The sequence below is a fragment of the Cronobacter sp. EKM101R genome, from assembly GCF_963888145.1.
Classification (GTDB): Bacteria; Pseudomonadota; Gammaproteobacteria; order Enterobacterales; family Enterobacteriaceae; genus Cronobacter; species Cronobacter turicensis.
On sequence record NZ_CAWPHW010000011.1, the window covers coordinates 1 to 17237 of the forward strand.

The window sequence follows — 17237 nt, forward strand, 5'->3', positions numbered from 1 at the left end:
TACGCTTTCCTCTTTCAGAGTCAACCCTTAATTTCAGGATTTTTCTCTTTCCGACTCACCGTCGCTGTGTGATGTTTGTCATCAGCGCCGTGTCGATGGAGGCGCATTATAGGGAGTTCTCTTCAGGCCGCAACACAAAAATCGCAGAAAAATGACTGACTGCTGCATTCCCCAGCAAAACCCCGGTTTATACCCTTTTGCGCACAGAGTTATCCACAAACCGCCCATCAGCCGAAATTTTGCGAGCGCCACGCAAACGTTTTCGCTACAATGCGGCCCTGTTACCGACACACGCTTTTTCAGGAGCGTGAGCTACATTTCAGTAAAAAAATGGCTGGTATTTAGCTAACGCTCTTCTGTAATGATCAAATCCAGGGGATTTATACATGCAACAACCTCGTCCTGTACGCCGTGCTCTGCTCAGCGTTTCTGACAAAGCCGGTATCGTCGACTTCGCCCGCGCACTTTCTTCGCGTGGTGTTGAGCTTCTCTCTACGGGCGGTACGGCTCGTCTGCTGGCGGAGGCTGGACTGCCGGTGACGGAAGTCTCCGACTACACGGGCTTTCCGGAGATGATGGACGGCCGCGTCAAAACTCTGCACCCGAAAGTCCACGGCGGCATTCTGGGTCGCCGCGGCCAGGATGACGAGATTATGGCGCAGCATGCTATCTCCCCGATTGATATGGTGGTAGTTAACCTCTACCCGTTCGCCCAGACGGTCGCGCGCGAAGGCTGCACGCTGGAAGACGCGGTTGAGAATATCGATATCGGCGGTCCGACGATGGTCCGCTCCGCCGCCAAGAACCATAAAGATGTCGCCATTGTGGTAAAGAGCAGCGACTACACCGCCATTATTGAAGAGCTGGATGCGAACCACGGCTCGCTGACCTTTACGACGCGTTTCGATCTCGCGATTAAAGCCTTCGAACACACCGCCGCGTATGACAGCATGATCGCCAACTACTTCGGCAGCCTGGTGCCTGCCTATCATGGCGAAACCAACGCGCCTTCTGGCCGCTTCCCGCGCACCCTCAACCTGAACTTTATTAAGAAGCAGGATATGCGTTATGGCGAGAACAGCCATCAGCAGGCCGCCTTCTATATAGAAGAAGAAATTAAAGAAGCGTCTGTCGCGACCGCCCGGCAGGTTCAGGGTAAAGCGCTCTCTTATAACAACATCGCCGATACCGACGCCGCGCTGGAATGCGTGAAAGCATTTAGCGAACCGGCCTGCGTCATCGTGAAGCATGCCAACCCGTGCGGCGTTGCCGTCAGCAGCTCGATTCTCGACGCCTATGACCGCGCTTACAAAACCGACCCGACGTCCGCCTTTGGCGGCATCATCGCCTTTAACCGCGAGCTGGACGCCGAAACCGCGCAGGCGATCATTTCTCGCCAGTTCGTTGAAGTCATTATCGCGCCGTCCGCCAGTGACGACGCCCTGAAAATCACCGCCGCGAAGCAAAACGTGCGCGTCCTGGTATGTGGCGAATGGCAGTCTCGCGCACCGGGCCTGGATTTCAAACGCGTTAATGGCGGCCTGCTGGTTCAGGACCGCGATCTGGGCATGGTAACTGAAGGCGATCTGCGCGTGGTGACGAAACGCCAGCCGACCGAACAGGAGCTGCGCGACGCGCTCTTCTGCTGGAAGGTGGCGAAATTCGTGAAATCCAACGCCATTGTTTACGCTCGCGACAACATGACTATCGGCATCGGCGCAGGCCAGATGAGCCGGGTCTATTCCGCTAAAATCGCCGGTATTAAAGCAGGCGACGAAGGACTGGAAGTTAAAGGTTCGGCGATGGCCTCCGACGCATTCTTCCCGTTCCGCGATGGTATTGACGCCGCCGCGGCCGTGGGCATCACCTGTGTTATCCAGCCGGGTGGTTCGATTCGCGATGACGAAGTGATCGCCGCCGCCGACGAACACGGCATCGCCATGATCTTCACCGACATGCGCCATTTCCGCCATTAATCACGGAGTTACGATGAAAGTATTAGTTATTGGTAATGGCGGGCGCGAGCACGCGCTGGCCTGGAAAGCCGTCCAGTCGCCGCACGTTGAAACCGTTTTTGTTGCGCCGGGCAACGCCGGTACGGCGCTTGAGCCTGCGCTGCAAAACGTCGCCATCAGCCCGACCGACATTCCGGCGCTGCTGAGCTTTGCGCAAACTGAAAACATCGATCTGACGATTGTCGGGCCGGAAGCGCCGCTGGTTATCGGCGTGGTGGACGCGTTTCGCGCCGCCGGCCTGAAAATCTTCGGGCCGACGAAAGGCGCGGCGCAGCTCGAAGGCTCCAAAGCCTTCACGAAAGATTTCCTGGCGCGCCATCGTATCCCGACGGCGGAATACCAGAACTTTACCGAGACCGAACCGGCGCTGGCGTATATCCGTGAAAAAGGCGCGCCGATCGTTATCAAGGCCGACGGCCTGGCGGCGGGCAAAGGCGTTATCGTGGCGATGACGCTTGCCGAAGCCGAAGCGGCGGTGCTGGACATGCTGGCGGGCAATGCGTTTGGCGACGCGGGCCACCGCATCGTCGTCGAAGAGTTTCTGGATGGCGAAGAGGCAAGCTTCATCGTCATGGTGGATGGCGAGCATGTGGAGCCGATGGCCACCAGCCAGGATCATAAGCGCGTCGGCGATGGCGACACCGGCCTGAATACCGGCGGTATGGGCGCTTACTCTCCGGCCCCTGTCGTCACTGACGACGTCTTCCAGCGCACCATGGAACGTATCATATGGCCAACCGTGCGCGGCATGGCGGCGGAAGGCAACACCTACACCGGGTTTCTCTATGCGGGCCTGATGATCGATAAACAGGGCAACCCGAAAGTTATCGAATTCAACTGCCGCTTTGGCGACCCGGAAACGCAGCCGATCATGATGCGCTTGCAGTCCGATCTGGTTGAGCTTTGTCTTGCCGCCTGCGACGGCAAACTCGATACGGTGAAATCGCAATGGGATCCGCGCCCGTCACTGGGCGTGGTTATGGCCGCAGGCGGCTATCCGGGCGACTACCGCACCGGCGATGTGATCCACGGTCTGCCGATTGAAGAGATTGCAAACGGCGATGGCAAAGTCTTCCATGCCGGCACGACGCTGCGCGACGACGACCGCGTCGTGACCAGCGGCGGGCGCGTGCTGTGCGTGACCGCGCTGGGCGACAGCGTCGCACAGGCGCAGGCGCGCGCTTACCGCTTAGCGGAAGATATTCACTGGGATGACTGCTTCTGCCGTAAAGATATCGGCTATCGCGCCATCGCGCGCGAGCAGGCGAAATAAGCGCCCGTACGTCGGAGCGCCTTGAACCTAAAAGCGACGGTTAATCCCGTCGCTTTTTTATTGGATTCAGAAACTGTCAGGCTTCGGCTGCCAGGCGCAAAAATCTTCATTCGCCACCAGCAACAGCTGGGTGCCCTCCGGCGCCTCCAGCCAGGCGGCGCTGACGCGCGCCTTCGCATGACGCTGGCGCTCAGAGAGACGCTCCTGCGCCCTTCTGTCGAACTCAGGCTGCACAATCTGCCCTTCACAGGTCGTCATGGTGCCATCCGTGTTCCAGCGCCCCTGACGCAGCACCACGCGTCCGACGCGTAGCGCGTCGCTGGTATTGCGCATCTGCGTGGCGCGATATTGCCACAGCGCGATTTGATCGCTGGAAAGCTGCTGTTTCTGTCCGTTAACGTCGCGCTGCATAAAGCTCAGCCCGCCGCGATCGTCGAAGCGCACTTTCACTTGCTCGGGCTGCTTACCCTCAAGCCGGTAATCCACGGACGTGAGCGCGTCCTTCTGCCAGCGATAATCGCTGGTCGAGGTCTTATCGCCAGACCAGGGGCTGAACGCCGCCAGCAGGTGAACGGAGCCATCGTTATTGTCTTTACGCCACAGGCGCACAACGCCGTCATCGGCAAGATAGCCGCTGGAGGTAAAGGGGGGAATATCCGGGGTGGAACGACAGGCGGAAAGAAACAGCGCACCCGTCAGCGCCAGCATACGCCAGCCAAACAAAAGGGGCGATTTCGCCCCTTCGTTAAAACCTTTCACTGCCACGCGGTTTACTTAACAGCGTCTTTCAGTGCTTTGCCAGAAACGAAAGCCGGCACGTTAGCTGCAGCGATTTTGATTTCTTTACCGGTCTGCGGGTTGCGGCCAGTACGCTCAGCGCGGTGGTTCACTTTGAAGGTACCGAAACCAACCAGCTGTACAGCATCGCCTTCTTTCAGAGACTCAGTAATCGCAGCCAGAGTGGATTCCAGAGCAGCTTTCGCTTGCGCTTTAGACAGGTCAGCCTTGTCTGCAATTACATCAATCAGTTGAGTCTTGTTCATAAGTTATCCTTACAATGTGTTTATCGCTTGCTAAGCATCGAGTGCGACGGAAATGCCTTGAAAGCACTCTCCTGCATACACGCACCGATAGCCACTTTTTTTCGCCTCCCAAATGTAGACCAGACGGGGGGCTAATTGGAAGCCTTCAGGTGAGACAAAACAGGCTGTAAATCACGTTTTGTTGTCTCATTGCTGCAAATTTATACCGATATTACTGGTTCCATCTTCGCGCAGGTCTGCGCGCAGGCCTTTTATCAGTTCAATATCGCGTTCTTCGCAGGCGGCCAGTAAACGGAAAATTTCCCACTGAATATCCCATTCCTGCTCTACAGCCGGGTTCGCTTTCAGCTCATCGTCCGTCATTTCACGGCCCGCCTGGGTCATCTCCAGCATGGCGACGGTCGTGATGGAGGTCTCGCTGACTTCAATCGCGTGCTCCAGCGTCTCGCCGCTCAGGCGCGAATGCACCAGTTCGCTCAGCGCGACGCAGGCATCGATAGCCGGGTAGACGCCGTAAAGGTCATAATCTTCCGCCGCCGGGATCGCTTCTTCAAGCTTTTCGAGCTGGCTGTCGAAATTCACTTTGGCGTCTTTAACCGTTAGCGTTTCCCAGATGAGATCGAGAATACGGCGATACAGCTGCGCATCGCCGAAACCGGTCTGCTCGCAGAACATGGCGTAGTTGGGATACATCCGCTCGCACAGCGAGGCCATGAAGGTCACATGCTGCCAGGCTTCCAGCTTTTCCAGCCGCAGGTGAATAGGGTTTTGTAACATAGTGGCGTCTCACAGACCGAAAATTAGCGGCAGTGTACCTCAATCACCCCTGAATTTCCTGCCATCGTAGAAAGGCGGGACGCCCGGACGCGACGGCATCCGCCCAGCGCGTCGGTTCCGGCAGCCGGTAGCCTTTCGTGCAGCGCTGTACCCAGCCGAGCGCGGTATCGATGCTGACGCGATGCCCTGTCGAGACAAAGAGCGGATTGCAGCGCGCTTTGCTGCGCCACACCCACGCCAGTTGCTCGCCTTTATCCATCAGCGGCGAAACCGCGCCGGGTTCGTCGGAGAGCGGTTCAAACTTGCCGCACAGCCGTTTCTTGGCGACGCCAATCGTCGGCACATCCACCAGCATCCCGAAATGGCTCGCCACGCCGAGGCGGCGCGGATGCGAAATACCGTGCCCGTCGACAAACAGCAAATCCGGCTTTCTGGAGAGCATCTCCCAGGCGGCAAGCAGCGCCGGGTATTCGCGAAACGACAGAAAGCCGGGGATGTACGGCATGGTGGTGGGAATGCGCGCCACCTGGTACTCCACCAGCTCCAGAGACGGATACTTCAGCAACACCATCGCCGCCCGCGTCACTTCGCCGCCCTGTTCAAACCCGACATCCGCCCCACCGATAATCGTCGGCGGGGAGACGTTTAACCGGTCCTCACGGACCACATTTGATGCCAGTTCGATTTGTTGTGCGCGAAGCGTCGCGAGATCCATAATTTCTCCTTACAGGTGATAAGGCGCCGATAAGCGGTGAACCGCCTCGACGAAAGCCCCCGCGTGTTCCGGAGGCACATCCTGATGAATGCCATGCCCCAGGTTGAACACATGGCCTTCACCGTGGCCGAAACCAGCAAGTATAGACGCCACTTCCTCTTCGATACGGGCAGGCGATGCGTAAAGCATCGAGGGATCCATATTGCCCTGCAAGGCGACCTTGTGCCCCACGCGACGGCGCGCATCGGCGATATCGGTCGTCCAGTCGAGGCCGAGCGCGTCACAGCCGGTCTCCGCTATCGCTTCCAGCCACTGGCCGCCGCCTTTGGTAAACAGCGTCACCGGCACGCGTCGGCCTTCGTTTTCGCGCAGCAGCCCGTCGACGATTTTATGCATGTAGTAAAGCGAGAATTGCTGGTAGTCGCGTCCGGTCAGCACGCCGCCCCAGGTATCGAAAATCATCACCGACTGGGCGCCCGCGCGGATCTGCGCGTTCAGATAGAGCGTGACGCTTTTCGCGAGCTTATCGAGCAGCAAATGCAGCGTCTGCGGCTCGGCATACATCATTTTCTTAATAACGGTAAACGCTTTGCTGCTGCCGCCTTCCACCATGTAAGTGGCGAGCGTCCACGGGCTGCCGGAGAAGCCGATCAGCGGCACTTCGCCTTTCAGCTCGCGGCGGATCGTGCGCACCGCGTTCATGACATAGCCGAGCTCCTGTTCCGGATCCGGCACTGGCAGTTTTTCTACGTCCGCTTTGCCCGTAATCGGCGATGTAAAGCGTGGGCCTTCGCCCGCTTCAAAATAGAGCCCCAGCCCCATCGCATCCGGAATCGTCAGAATGTCCGAAAAGAGGATCGCCGCATCGAGCGGATAGCGACGCAGCGGCTGTAGCGTCACTTCGCACGCCAGCTCGGCGTTTTTGCAAAGCGACATAAAATCGCCCGCCTGCGCGCGGGTGGCCTTATATTCCGGCAGATAACGCCCCGCCTGTCTCATCATCCACACCGGGGTGACATCCACGGGCTGGCGTTGCAGGGCGCGCAGGTAACGATCGTTTTTCAGTTCGGTCATTTTTTCTTATTCCTCAAGCGACAGGCCGCCATTGTATCACGTCATTCATCGTCTGCCCGGCAGCGCGCCACCGTATCTTCTATCAGGCGGCGCGCCACGGTGCCTGGCGCTGGCAGCAGCGGCAGCTGGTCGTAGCGATACCAGCCCGCATCGATAAGCTCTTTGGTGTCTATCTGGATGTCGCCGCTGTCGTAGTCCGCCGTAAACGCCGTCATTAACGATTGCGGGAACGGCCAGGGCTGAGACGTCACGTAGCGCAGATTCTTCACGCGAATGTTGCTCTCTTCCATTACCTCGCGCGCCACCGCCTGTTCCAGCGTTTCGCCTACTTCCACAAACCCGGCCAGGACGGTGTAAACGCCATTGCGGTGCCGGGTATGCTGCGCCAGCAGGATTTTATCGTCGCGCCGGATAGCCACGATGATGCACGGCGCGATTTGCGGGTAGTAACGCTCGCGACAGTGCCCGCAGAGCATCGCCCATTCGGTTTTGCTCGGGTGCATCTCATGGCCGCAGTAGCCGCAATATTTATGCGAGCGGTAAAACTCGGCGAGCTGCACGCCCCGCCCCGCCAGTTGAAACAGCCCGGCATCCTGGTCGATAAGCTGTCGCACCGAGGCCATCTCGCCCTCACGCTTTTGCAGCACCAGCCAGACCGGCGCGTCTTCCCAGATGCCGATTTGCAGCGCCTTTTCGCCCGTAAGACCAAAATCCGCGGCCTGGCCGTAAGGTAATTCCGCTTTTGGCAGCCATAATTTCTGTTCATGGCTGACTATCCACCAGCCATGGTCTAAATTTTCTAATGTACGTTCCATAATTGATTGCACTACCTCTGCTTCACTGGCACGTTATTAACATAGCTCTTACATATTTTGGGTCATTTGCGTTTTTACATCTTATATCTCATGGAGTCGATCATGCTAAACCAGCTAAAAAGTCTGACGGAACGCGTTGGTGGGAGTAATGAATTAGTTGATCGTTGGCTTGGCGCCCGCAACCATCTGTTAGTCACTTATTACAAGATGGTCGGCATCAAACCCGGCAAGGAGCCGATGACTGCGCTTGATGAACAGGCGCTGGACGAATTTTGCCACTGCCTGGTGGATTACCTCTCCGCCGGACATTTCAATATTTATGAACGCGTCATCAGCGAAATGGAAGGCACCAGCCCGCTGGTCGCCGCCACGCAAATCTATCCTCAGCTGGAATCCAACACCCAGCAAATCATGGATTTCTACGACACGCATCTGGAAAGCGCCATCGACCACGATAACTGCCTGGAGTTTCAGGAAGCGCTTTCCGGCATCGGCGAGGCGCTCGCCGCCCGCTTCGCGCTGGAAGATAAACTCATCATGCTGGCTTATGACAACAACCTTGGTCAAAGCGCCAACGATGAAGCAGGTCTCGCCCGACCCGCTTGAGTTCGACAGTATTACCGGGTAGTTTAATCACGTCCCCGCCGCTATAGCGGGGTTTATCTTGTCGGAGTGCCCAGTGCGCGAGCACGGGCTGAGACCGTTAATTCGGGATCCGCGGAACCTGATCAGGTTAATACCTGCGAAGGGAACAAGAGTAATTCCAATTTGCCCCGCTCAGGGCGCTGTTTCGCCCTGAGACCCTCTCCAGGGTGCGCGGGCGCACGCCATTACTCCTCCGTTGTTCTGACAAGCCACTTCCTGACCGTTAACTGGAATGCGCTATGTCTGTATCAAACAAACCTGGCCGCCGCGAACAGCGCGCCGCCGCACAACACTTTATCGACACGCTGGAAGGCACCGCTTTCCCCAATTCTCACCGCATTTATCTTACGGGTTCACGCGAGGATATCCGCGTGCCGATGCGCGAAATCCGCCTGAGTCCGACGCTTGCTGGCGGCAGCAAAGAGAATCCACGCTATGAACCTAACGAGCCGGTGCCAGTTTATGACACCTCGGGCCCTTACGGCGATCCGGCGGTGCGTATCGACGTTCGCGAAGGGCTGGCCAAACTGCGCAGCGCCTGGATAGAGGCGCGTAACGACACGGAAACCCTGGATGCCCGCAGTTCGGCCTATACCCGCGAGCGCCTGGCCGATGACGGGCTGGACGAGCTGCGCTTTCGCGGGCTGCTGACGCCAAAGCGCGCAAAGGCGGGCAAGCGCGTTACTCAGTTGCACTACGCGCGCCAGGGCATCGTGACGCCCGAGATGGAATTTATCGCTATCCGCGAAAACATGGGCCGCGAGCGCATTCGCACGGCGGTACTGCGCCAGCAGCATCCAGGACACGGCTTTGGCGCGCGCCTGCCAGAGAACATCACGCCGGAGTTCGTACGTGACGAAGTCGCCGCCGGGCGCGCCATCATTCCTGCCAATATCAATCACCCGGAATCGGAGCCGATGATTATCGGCCGTAACTTCCTGGTGAAGGTAAACGCCAATATCGGCAACTCGGCGGTGACGTCGTCCATCGAAGAGGAAGTCGAAAAACTGGTCTGGGCCACCCGCTGGGGCGCGGACACGGTGATGGATCTCTCCACCGGGCGCTATATCCACGAAACCCGGGAGTGGATCCTGCGTAACAGTCCGGTGCCGATCGGTACGGTGCCGATCTACCAGGCGCTGGAGAAGGCCAACGGGATCGCCGAAGATCTGAGCTGGGAGATGTTTCGCGATACGCTGCTTGAGCAGGCTGAACAGGGCGTCGATTACTTCACCATTCACGCGGGCGTGCTGCTGCGCTGTGTGCCGATGACCGCAGGTCGTCTGACAGGTATCGTCTCGCGCGGCGGCTCTATCATGGCCAAATGGTGCCTGTCGCATCATCAGGAAAATTTCCTCTACGACCATTTCCGCGAGATCTGCGAGATCTGCGCCGCCTATGACGTCTCGCTGTCGCTTGGCGATGGTCTGCGCCCTGGCTCCATTCAGGACGCCAACGACGAGGCGCAATTCGCTGAACTTCACACGCTCGGCGAGCTGACGAAAATTGCGTGGGAATATGACGTTCAGGTCATGATAGAAGGCCCCGGCCATGTGCCGATGCAGATGATCCGCCGCAATATGACCGAAGAGCTGGAGCATTGTCATGAAGCGCCCTTCTACACGCTCGGGCCGCTCACGACCGATATCGCGCCCGGCTACGATCACTTCACCTCCGGTATCGGCGCGGCGATGATTGGCTGGTTCGGCTGCGCGATGCTCTGCTACGTGACGCCAAAAGAGCATCTCGGCCTGCCGAATAAAGAGGACGTGAAACAGGGGCTCATCACTTACAAGATTGCCGCCCACGCCGCCGATCTCGCTAAAGGGCATCCGGGCGCGCAAATTCGCGACAACGCCATGTCGAAAGCGCGCTTTGAATTCCGCTGGGAAGATCAGTTCAATCTGGCGCTCGACCCGTTCACCGCCCGCGCGTACCACGACGAAACGCTGCCGCAGGAGTCCGGTAAAGTCGCGCACTTCTGCTCCATGTGCGGCCCGAAATTCTGCTCGATGAAAATCACCCAGGAGGTGCGCGACTACGCCGCGAAGCAGGCTATCGACGCGGGCATGACGGAGATGTCCCACCGCTTTCAGGCGCGCGGCGGCGATATTTATCTGCGCCAGGAGGAGGTGGAATGATGAAGCCCTTGTTCGCGCCCGTACCGCGCCGCCTCGGGCTTTATCCGGTTGTGGACAGCGTCGGGTGGATAACGCGCTTGCTGGAGGTTGGCGTGCGCACGCTGCAGCTGCGCATTAAAGATAAAACCGAGGCTGAGGCGGAAGCCGATGTCGCCGCCGCCATTGCGCTGGGGCAGCGCTACCACGCCCGGCTGTTTATCAACGACTACTGGCGTCTTGCGATAAAACATCAGGCGTATGGCGTTCATCTCGGGCAGGAAGATCTGGAAACAGCCGACCCCGACGCCATCCGCCGCGCTGGCCTGCGGCTTGGCGTCTCCACGCATGACGATATGGAAATCGACGTGGCGCTGGCGGTGCGCCCTTCTTATATCGCGCTCGGCCATGTTTTTCCCACGCAGACTAAACAGATGCCCTCCGCCCCGCAGGGGCTCGCGCAACTGGCCGCGCATGTCGAAAGGCTTGATGACTATCCGACGGTCGCTATCGGCGGCATCAGTCTTGAGCGCGCGCCCGCGGTGCTGGAAACCGGCGTCGGCAGTATCGCGGTAGTAAGCGCCATCACGCACGCGCCTGACTGGCGCGCCGCCACGCGGCGGTTGCTTGAACTGGCGGGGGTGGGCGATGAATGACGCCGATTTTATGCGCTACAGCCGTCAGCTGCTGCTGGAGGATATCGCCATTGACGGCCAGCAAACGCTGCTGGCAAGCCGCGTGTTGATTGTCGGGCTCGGCGGCCTGGGCTCGCCCGCCGCGCTCTATCTGGCGGGCGCGGGCGTGGGCACGCTGTGGCTTGCCGATGACGACGCGGTGCATCTGAGCAATCTTCAGCGCCAGATCCTCTTTGGCGTGAGTGATATCGAACAGCCGAAATCACGGGCGGCGGCGCGTCGTTTACAGGCGCTCAACCCGACAGTCAAAAGTGTGGCGCTGCATCAGCGGCTGGAAGGCGATGCGTTGCGTGAGGCGGTTGAGGGCGTCGACCTGGTGCTGGATTGCAGCGACAACATGACCACCCGGCAAGCCATCAACGCGGCCTGCGTGGCGCACGGCACGCCGCTCATTACCGCCAGCGCGGTCGGCATGGGCGGACAAATCGCCACCTTCGCGCCGCCCTTTGATTACGGCTGCTACCGCTGCCTGTGGCCGGACGACAGCGAACCTGAGCGCAACTGCCGCACCGCTGGCGTGCTCGGCCCGGTGGTCGGCCTGATGGGCACGCTTCAGGCGCTGGAGGCTATCAAGCTGCTGTGCGGCATCACGCCCGATCACGGCGAGCTGCGCCTCTTTGACGCCCGCGCCAGCCAGTGGCGCACCCTGACGCTCCAGCGCGCGGCGGACTGCCCGGTTTGCGGAGGCAAACATGCGCATTGAACTCAATGATGAAGCCATACAGTGCGTCGAAGGGTTAAGCGCAGCGCGGCTGCTGGCGCAGTTAAAACTCGACAGGCCCGGTACGGCGCTGGCGGTCAATCAGACTATTCTCCCGCGCAGCCAGTGGCCCGACTATACCCTGCAGGAAGGCGACAGCCTGCTGCTGTTTCAGGTTATCGCAGGAGGCTGAGATGTTACGAATCGCGGATAAAACCTTTCAATCACGCTTGTTTACCGGCACCGGTAAATTCGCGTCGCCGTCGCTGATGCTGGAAGCGATACGCGAAAGCGGCAGCGAGATGGCGACGCTCGCCATGAAGCGCGTGGATCTGCTGCGCCGCGACGATGCGCTGCTGGCGCCGTTGCAGGCGTCCGGCGTTGCGCTGTTGCCGAACACGTCCGGCGCCAAAACCGCCGAGGAGGCGATTTTCGCCGCGCAGCTCGCCCGCGAGGCGCTGGGCACTCACTGGATCAAACTGGAGATCCACCCGGACGCGCGCTGGCTGCTGCCGGACCCGATAGAAACGCTGCGGGCGGCGGAAACACTGGTCACGCAGGGTTTTGTGGTACTGCCCTATTGCGGCGCGGATCCGGTGCTTTGCAAACGCCTTGAGGAGGCGGGCTGCGCGGCGGTGATGCCGCTGGGCGCGCCGATAGGCTCTAATCAGGGGCTTCAGACGCGGGCGCTGCTGGAAATCATCATCGCCCAGGCGAGCGTGCCGGTGGTGGTGGATGCGGGCATCGGCGCGCCCAGCCATGCCGCCGAGGCGCTGGAAATGGGGGCCGATGCGGTGCTGGTGAATACGGCTATCGCCGTAGCGCGCGATCCGGTCGCGATGGCGCGCGCGTTCCGCCTGGCTGTCGAGGCGGGCCGTACCGGGTATGAAGCCGGGCTCGGCGCACGCGCGTTTCAGGCGCAGGCCACCAGCCCGCTCACCGGTTTTCTGGAGGCACAGGCATGAACACTTTTACCGACCGCTGGCGCAGGCTGAACTGGGATGATATCCGGCTGCGCATTCACAGCAAAACCGGGCGCGATGTGGAGCGCGCGCTCGCCGCCGCGCATCCCGACAGGGAAGATATGATGGCGCTGCTCTCTCCGGCCGCGCTGGGTTATCTCGAACCGCTGGCGCAGCGCGCGCAGCAGCTCACCCGCCAGCGCTTTGGCAACACCGTCAGTTTTTATCTCCCGCTCTATCTTTCTAATCTGTGCGCCAACGAATGCACCTATTGCGGCTTCTCCATGAGCAACCGCATCAAACGCAAAACGCTGGATGACGAGGAGATTGCGCGCGAGTGCGCCGCCATTAAAGCGATGGGGTTTGAGCATCTGCTGCTGGTGACGGGTGAGCACCAGACCAAGGTGGGTATGGACTATTTCCGCCGCCACGTTCCCGCGATCCGCCGCCAGTTTGCGTCGCTGCAAATGGAAGTGCAGCCGCTCGGGCAGGCGGAGTATGCCGAACTGAAAGCGCTCGGGCTCGACGGCGTACTGGTTTATCAGGAGACGTATCACGAAGCGGTTTATGCCCGGCACCACCTGCGCGGCAACAAGCAGGATTTCTTCTGGCGACTGGAGACGCCGGACCGGCTCGGGCGCGCGGGCATCGACCGCATCGGGCTTGGGGCGCTGACCGGGCTGTCTGACTGCTGGCGCACCGATAACTATATGGTGGCGGAGCACTTGCTCTGGCTGCAACAGCGTTATTGGCAGAGCCGCTATTCCGTGGCGTTCCCGCGCCTGCGGCCCTGCGCGGGCGGCATTCAGCCCGCGTCGGTGATGGATGAGCGCCAGCTGGTGCAGCTTATCTGCGCGTTTCGCCTGTTCGCGCCCGAGGCGGAGCTGTCGCTCTCCACCCGTGAATCGCCGCACTTTCGCGATAACGTGGTGCCGATTGCGATCAACGCCGTCAGCGCGTTTTCCCGCACCCAGCCAGGCGGCTACGCCGACGGGCATACCGAGCTGGAACAGTTCGCGCCTCATGACGGACGTCGTCCGGAAGAGGTCGCGGCCAGCCTTATAGAACGAGGGCTGCAACCGGTGTGGAAAGACTGGGACGGCTATCTGGGAAGAAGCGCGCAAAATCACTGAAACCAAACGCAAACCGGGCGATATCTTTCGGCATATTACGCAAAATGGAAAGTTGCGCGTTGAGGGAAAACGCCTGCGGTTTTACTCTGCTCTTGCCGGCCTGGGATGGCTGGCCGGGGCGGTTTCTGATGCTCTCTCTCTGCCGCCCCGCCTCATCACTTTTCCCATTCAGCGATAAAAAAGGCCTTTGGTAACCGGTTTCCGTTTTTGAGGCTTTCTTTGTGATGGGTAACACACAATCACATCAAAGCGGTTGTTGCGAGCGGAGGTGGGGGATAAATATCAATGAAACAATAGTCACAGAGAGCGGATTATGAAAAATATCGTTTTATGCTGTGCCGCAGGTATGTCCACCAGCATGCTGGTTCAACGGATGAAAGACGCCGCCCAGAAAAAAGGCATCGAGGTGGCTATCAAGGCCGTTCCGGTCGCGGAGTTTAAAGATATTATCGGCACCGCCGACATCGTGCTGCTTGGCCCGCAGGTCAAATATGAACAGCCTAAATTCCAGGAAATCGCCGATCCGCTGGGTAAAAAAGTCGCCGTTATCGACATGATGGATTACGGCATGATGAAAGGCGATGTGGTGCTGGATAAAGCCCTTAAAATGCTGGAGCAATAATTCAATGGAAGATTTAGAGTCGATTATCATGGAGCTGCTGGTGAACGCCGGTAGCGCGCGCAGCCAGGCGCTGACTGCGCTCCAGCTGGCCCGGAAAGGCGATTTCGATGGCGCCGAGAAAGCGATGGAAGAATCCCACGAATTTGTGAAGCATGCGCATAAAATCCAGACGCAGCTTATCGGGCTCGATGAAGGCAGCGGCAAACTGCCGGTCAACCTTATTACCGTTCACTCTCAGGATCACCTGATGAACGCGATGGTTATCCAGGATCTGGCAGGTGATCTGATCGAGCTTTACCGCCGTCTGCCGCTGGTAAAATAGCGCCTCCGGACGCTGCTGTTATCCCATCATGCCCGGTTTGACCGGGCTTTTTCATCTTCACGCTTCCCTTCTGTTTGCAAGCCGCTAAACCGGACGGTGTCTTTTATTCACGCTTTATGGCACAACAAGGTTCTCAGGCGCCGTCAGGCCCGTTAATGCTCATGCAGGTTTTGCTATGCCCTCCATCCCCATTCCGTTGTTGACCCTCGCCATCCTTCTGATGCTGCTGGCGAAAGTCTCGTTATCGGGCAGCCGTCGTTACCCACGGGGCGTGATATTCCTCGCCGGATGCGCGCTGCTGGTGCTAATCACCGCGTTGCGCTGGGCGTTCGACCTGACAGTGTTACGCCAGCTGCAATCACTTGCAGCCATGGCGCTGCCGCCGCTTGCCTGGTACTGCTTTTGCGGGCTCGCCTCTTCGCAGCCGTTACGACGAAATCTGATGATAGTCGCGCCCGCCGCCGTGGCGCTTATCGTTAATCTGGCCTTTCCTGCCGCGACAGACTGCACGCTCGCGGCGCTTTATTTGGGTTATGGGCTCGCTCTGCTGCGCACCGCTCACAAGGGATCGGATGCTTTTTCGCGAAGCCGTCTGAGCGATGCGCCGACGACGGCAAAGCTCGCTTTCGTCTCGGGCGCCTTTCTCTGTTTTTCCGCGCTGACTGACATCGCTATCGCCTTCGATTTCCAGTTTTTTCAGGGCCGGCAGGCGCCGCTGCTGGTCGCCGTGTCGCAGGCAATACTGCTGCCGTTTATGTGTCTCGCCATTTTATGGCCCGCCAGAAAACCAGCGCGGCCTGCGCCTGTCGCCGTACCGGCGCTACCCGCGAGCGACACCGCGCAGGATGCGCAATGCTGCGCGCGGCTTGAAGAGATCCTGCGCGCGCAGTCGCTTTATCTGAATCCCGATCTCACGCTGGATCTGCTGGCGAGAAAAACCGGCACGCCCGCCCGCCACATTTCACGGGCGGTCAACGCGACGCGAGGCTGTAATGTTTCGCAGTGGATTAACAGCTTTCGCATCGCTCACGCGCAGCAGTTGCTGCGCCAGACCGGCTTGCCCGTCACCGCCGTGATGCTGGAGTCGGGCTTTAACACGAAATCGAACTTCAATCGCGAGTTCGCGCGGATTGTGGGGATGAGCCCGGTGGAATATCGCCGCGCGGCGGCTGATACCCCAGCGCCCGATTCAGGAACGCGCTTATCTGCGCCGTGAGTTGCTGGTGGATTGCCGCGCGACTGAAGCCTGCGCCATCAAGGCACACAATCCCTTCTCCCGGCTCCTGCGCGTCGATAACGGCTGCCGCGCCCGGCTTACAGAGCTGCATAAAGCTAAAGTGCGTAGCACCGGCAACGCTCACGGCACGGGCGAGCCTGCCGGGCAGGCCGTGGACCAGATAGCCAGACTCCAGCGCGGCGGGCACATCGTCGCTGTCGGCACCGGCGCTCATCACCAGCACAGGAATTCCCACCTCCGCCAGGCTTTGTGGCGTAAAGCCGCGCGCGAGCCCCAGATCTAACGACACCACGGCTCTGATTCGGCTATCACGCTGGCTTTGCGCCAGCTGATGCTCCGCTCCTGGTAAATCGATGCCAAGCGTACGGGCAACCCTGCAGCCGCCAAGCTGCAAGTGACTTTCACAGTCAGTCATAAAACGCGATGCAGAGAACCGCGCACCCGCCAGTTCCATGACCGTCCATCCACCCAGTGAATGCCCTGCTGCGGCAATACGCTGTTCATCGGGTGTTCCGGTTTTTTCCGGGCTGGCGATAAGCGCATCCAGGACACGGGTCACATCGTGCGGGCGTTGCCAGAGCGCCTGCGCCTGAGCGGGTTGTTTATTACGGGTTGTGGTACCCGGATGGTCCACCGCAGCGACGATATACCCCTGCTCTGCCATCGCCTGTGCCAGCCAGTTCAGATTGCGCCAGTTGCCGCCAAAGCCATGCGAAAGTAACAGCACCGGGTGCGCGCCCGGCGCAGGTGAGGCGTCGCGCTGCACCTTAACGCCCGTGAATACGATGTTATCGCCTACTGTCTCCGACGGGCGGTTATCGAGTGTGGGATACCAGACGGCGACATCCAGCGGACGCGTGGCAGACGAGTCGATAGTGAACTGATGGAACCCAATAGCTGCCGACGCGGTGGCGTTTAACAACATCAGGGTAATAAAGGTGATGAGTCGATACATGGCAATGCTCTCCGTTTACAGGTCACGGGTTTGTAGCATCGGGGCGGCGCGCGGGCGTCCTGAAACGCGATCGAGGTCCTTTTAGTGGATTTCAGACATAAAAAAACCCGCCGAAGCGGGTTTTTAGTCAGGCTAAG

At 59.4% G+C, this 17237-nt stretch carries 19 protein-coding genes and 1 riboswitch; of the genes, 12 read left to right on the forward strand and 7 right to left on the reverse strand.

Features of this window, described 5'->3' with window-relative positions; translation table 11 throughout:
- Positions 1-386 precede the first annotated feature (386 nt).
- A complete protein-coding gene (gene purH / locus AACV31_RS08425; RefSeq protein WP_165157027.1) occupies positions 387-1976 on the forward strand; it encodes a bifunctional phosphoribosylaminoimidazolecarboxamide formyltransferase/IMP cyclohydrolase in 1590 nt (529 codons plus the stop codon).
- Positions 1977-1989: 13 nt separating this feature from the next.
- On the forward strand, positions 1990-3288 hold the full coding sequence (gene purD, locus AACV31_RS08430; protein WP_105538904.1) for a phosphoribosylamine--glycine ligase: 1299 nt from the start codon (positions 1990-1992) through the stop codon (positions 3286-3288).
- A gap of 66 nt (positions 3289-3354) precedes the next feature.
- On the opposite strand, the gene AACV31_RS08435 is transcribed toward purD, so the two are convergent.
- The 6 genes from AACV31_RS08435 to nudC all read right to left on the reverse strand — a co-directional run bounded on the left by AACV31_RS08435 (position 3355) and on the right by nudC (position 7712).
- The gene (locus tag AACV31_RS08435; protein ID WP_165157029.1) at positions 3355-4053 is read right to left on the reverse strand and encodes a DUF1481 domain-containing protein; all 699 of its coding nucleotides are present in this window, start codon (positions 4051-4053) and stop codon (positions 3355-3357) included.
- Between the two features lie 5 nt (positions 4054-4058).
- Positions 4059-4331 carry a nucleoid-associated protein HU-alpha gene (hupA, locus tag AACV31_RS08440; RefSeq protein WP_002884342.1) on the reverse strand — a complete coding sequence of 91 codons (273 nt, stop codon included), beginning with the start codon at positions 4329-4331 and terminating at the stop codon, positions 4059-4061.
- A 186-nt stretch (positions 4332-4517) separates the two neighbouring features.
- Positions 4518-5108, reverse strand: coding sequence for a YjaG family protein (locus AACV31_RS08445; protein ID WP_007766587.1), 591 nt, complete (start codon positions 5106-5108; stop codon positions 4518-4520).
- A 43-nt stretch (positions 5109-5151) separates the two neighbouring features.
- Complete coding sequence (gene nfi / locus AACV31_RS08450) at positions 5152-5823, reverse strand: deoxyribonuclease V (RefSeq protein WP_007766586.1); 672 nt, start codon at positions 5821-5823, stop codon at positions 5152-5154.
- A gap of 9 nt (positions 5824-5832) precedes the next feature.
- Positions 5833-6897 (reverse strand): uroporphyrinogen decarboxylase, encoded by a 1065-nt coding sequence (gene hemE, locus AACV31_RS08455; protein ID WP_007766585.1) that lies wholly within the window; start codon positions 6895-6897, stop codon positions 5833-5835.
- Positions 6898-6938: 41 nt separating this feature from the next.
- A complete protein-coding gene (gene nudC, locus AACV31_RS08460) occupies positions 6939-7712 on the reverse strand; it encodes an NAD(+) diphosphatase (protein ID WP_165157031.1) in 774 nt (257 codons plus the stop codon).
- A 102-nt stretch (positions 7713-7814) separates the two neighbouring features.
- On the opposite strand from nudC, the gene AACV31_RS08465 reads away from it, so the two are divergent.
- From AACV31_RS08465 to AACV31_RS08510, 10 genes are all read left to right on the forward strand, one after another.
- A complete protein-coding gene (locus tag AACV31_RS08465) occupies positions 7815-8318 on the forward strand; it encodes an Rsd/AlgQ family anti-sigma factor (protein WP_007766582.1) in 504 nt (167 codons plus the stop codon).
- A gap of 52 nt (positions 8319-8370) precedes the next feature.
- Positions 8371-8480, forward strand: a riboswitch (TPP riboswitch).
- A gap of 116 nt (positions 8481-8596) precedes the next feature.
- Positions 8597-10498: a phosphomethylpyrimidine synthase ThiC gene (gene thiC, locus AACV31_RS08470; protein WP_165157033.1), complete on the forward strand. Its 1902-nt coding sequence runs from the start codon at positions 8597-8599 to the stop codon at positions 10496-10498.
- A complete protein-coding gene (gene thiE, locus AACV31_RS08475) occupies positions 10495-11130 on the forward strand; it encodes a thiamine phosphate synthase (RefSeq protein ID WP_165157035.1) in 636 nt (211 codons plus the stop codon). The genes thiC and thiE overlap by 4 nt, the downstream gene beginning before the upstream one ends.
- Positions 11123-11872, forward strand: coding sequence for a HesA/MoeB/ThiF family protein (locus tag AACV31_RS08480; protein ID WP_075198439.1), 750 nt, complete (start codon positions 11123-11125; stop codon positions 11870-11872). Before thiE ends, AACV31_RS08480 begins: the two co-directional genes overlap by 8 nt.
- Positions 11862-12062, forward strand: a complete 201-nt coding sequence (thiS, locus tag AACV31_RS08485; RefSeq protein ID WP_012814949.1) for a sulfur carrier protein ThiS — start codon at positions 11862-11864, stop codon at positions 12060-12062. Before AACV31_RS08480 ends, thiS begins: the two co-directional genes overlap by 11 nt.
- Position 12063: 1 nt before the next feature.
- Entirely contained in the window at positions 12064-12834 is a 771-nt protein-coding gene (thiG, locus tag AACV31_RS08490; protein ID WP_146379078.1) for a thiazole synthase, read from the forward strand.
- Positions 12831-13964, forward strand: a complete 1134-nt coding sequence (gene thiH / locus AACV31_RS08495) for a 2-iminoacetate synthase ThiH (RefSeq protein WP_165157037.1) — start codon at positions 12831-12833, stop codon at positions 13962-13964. The genes thiG and thiH overlap by 4 nt, the downstream gene beginning before the upstream one ends.
- Positions 13965-14277: 313 nt before the next feature.
- Positions 14278-14586, forward strand: a complete 309-nt coding sequence (locus AACV31_RS08500; protein WP_007766555.1) for a PTS sugar transporter subunit IIB — start codon at positions 14278-14280, stop codon at positions 14584-14586.
- Positions 14587-14590: 4 nt separating this feature from the next.
- Complete coding sequence (locus tag AACV31_RS08505; protein WP_007704695.1) at positions 14591-14908, forward strand: PTS lactose/cellobiose transporter subunit IIA; 318 nt, start codon at positions 14591-14593, stop codon at positions 14906-14908.
- A gap of 175 nt (positions 14909-15083) precedes the next feature.
- A complete protein-coding gene (locus tag AACV31_RS08510) occupies positions 15084-16124 on the forward strand; it encodes a helix-turn-helix domain-containing protein (protein ID WP_165157039.1) in 1041 nt (346 codons plus the stop codon).
- Here AACV31_RS08510 and AACV31_RS08515 read toward each other — a convergent pair.
- Positions 16018-17100 (reverse strand): alpha/beta hydrolase family protein, encoded by a 1083-nt coding sequence (locus AACV31_RS08515; protein ID WP_165157041.1) that lies wholly within the window; start codon positions 17098-17100, stop codon positions 16018-16020. The two genes, AACV31_RS08510 and AACV31_RS08515, sit on opposite strands and share 107 nt — an antisense overlap.
- Between the last annotated feature and the right edge of the window lie 137 nt (positions 17101-17237).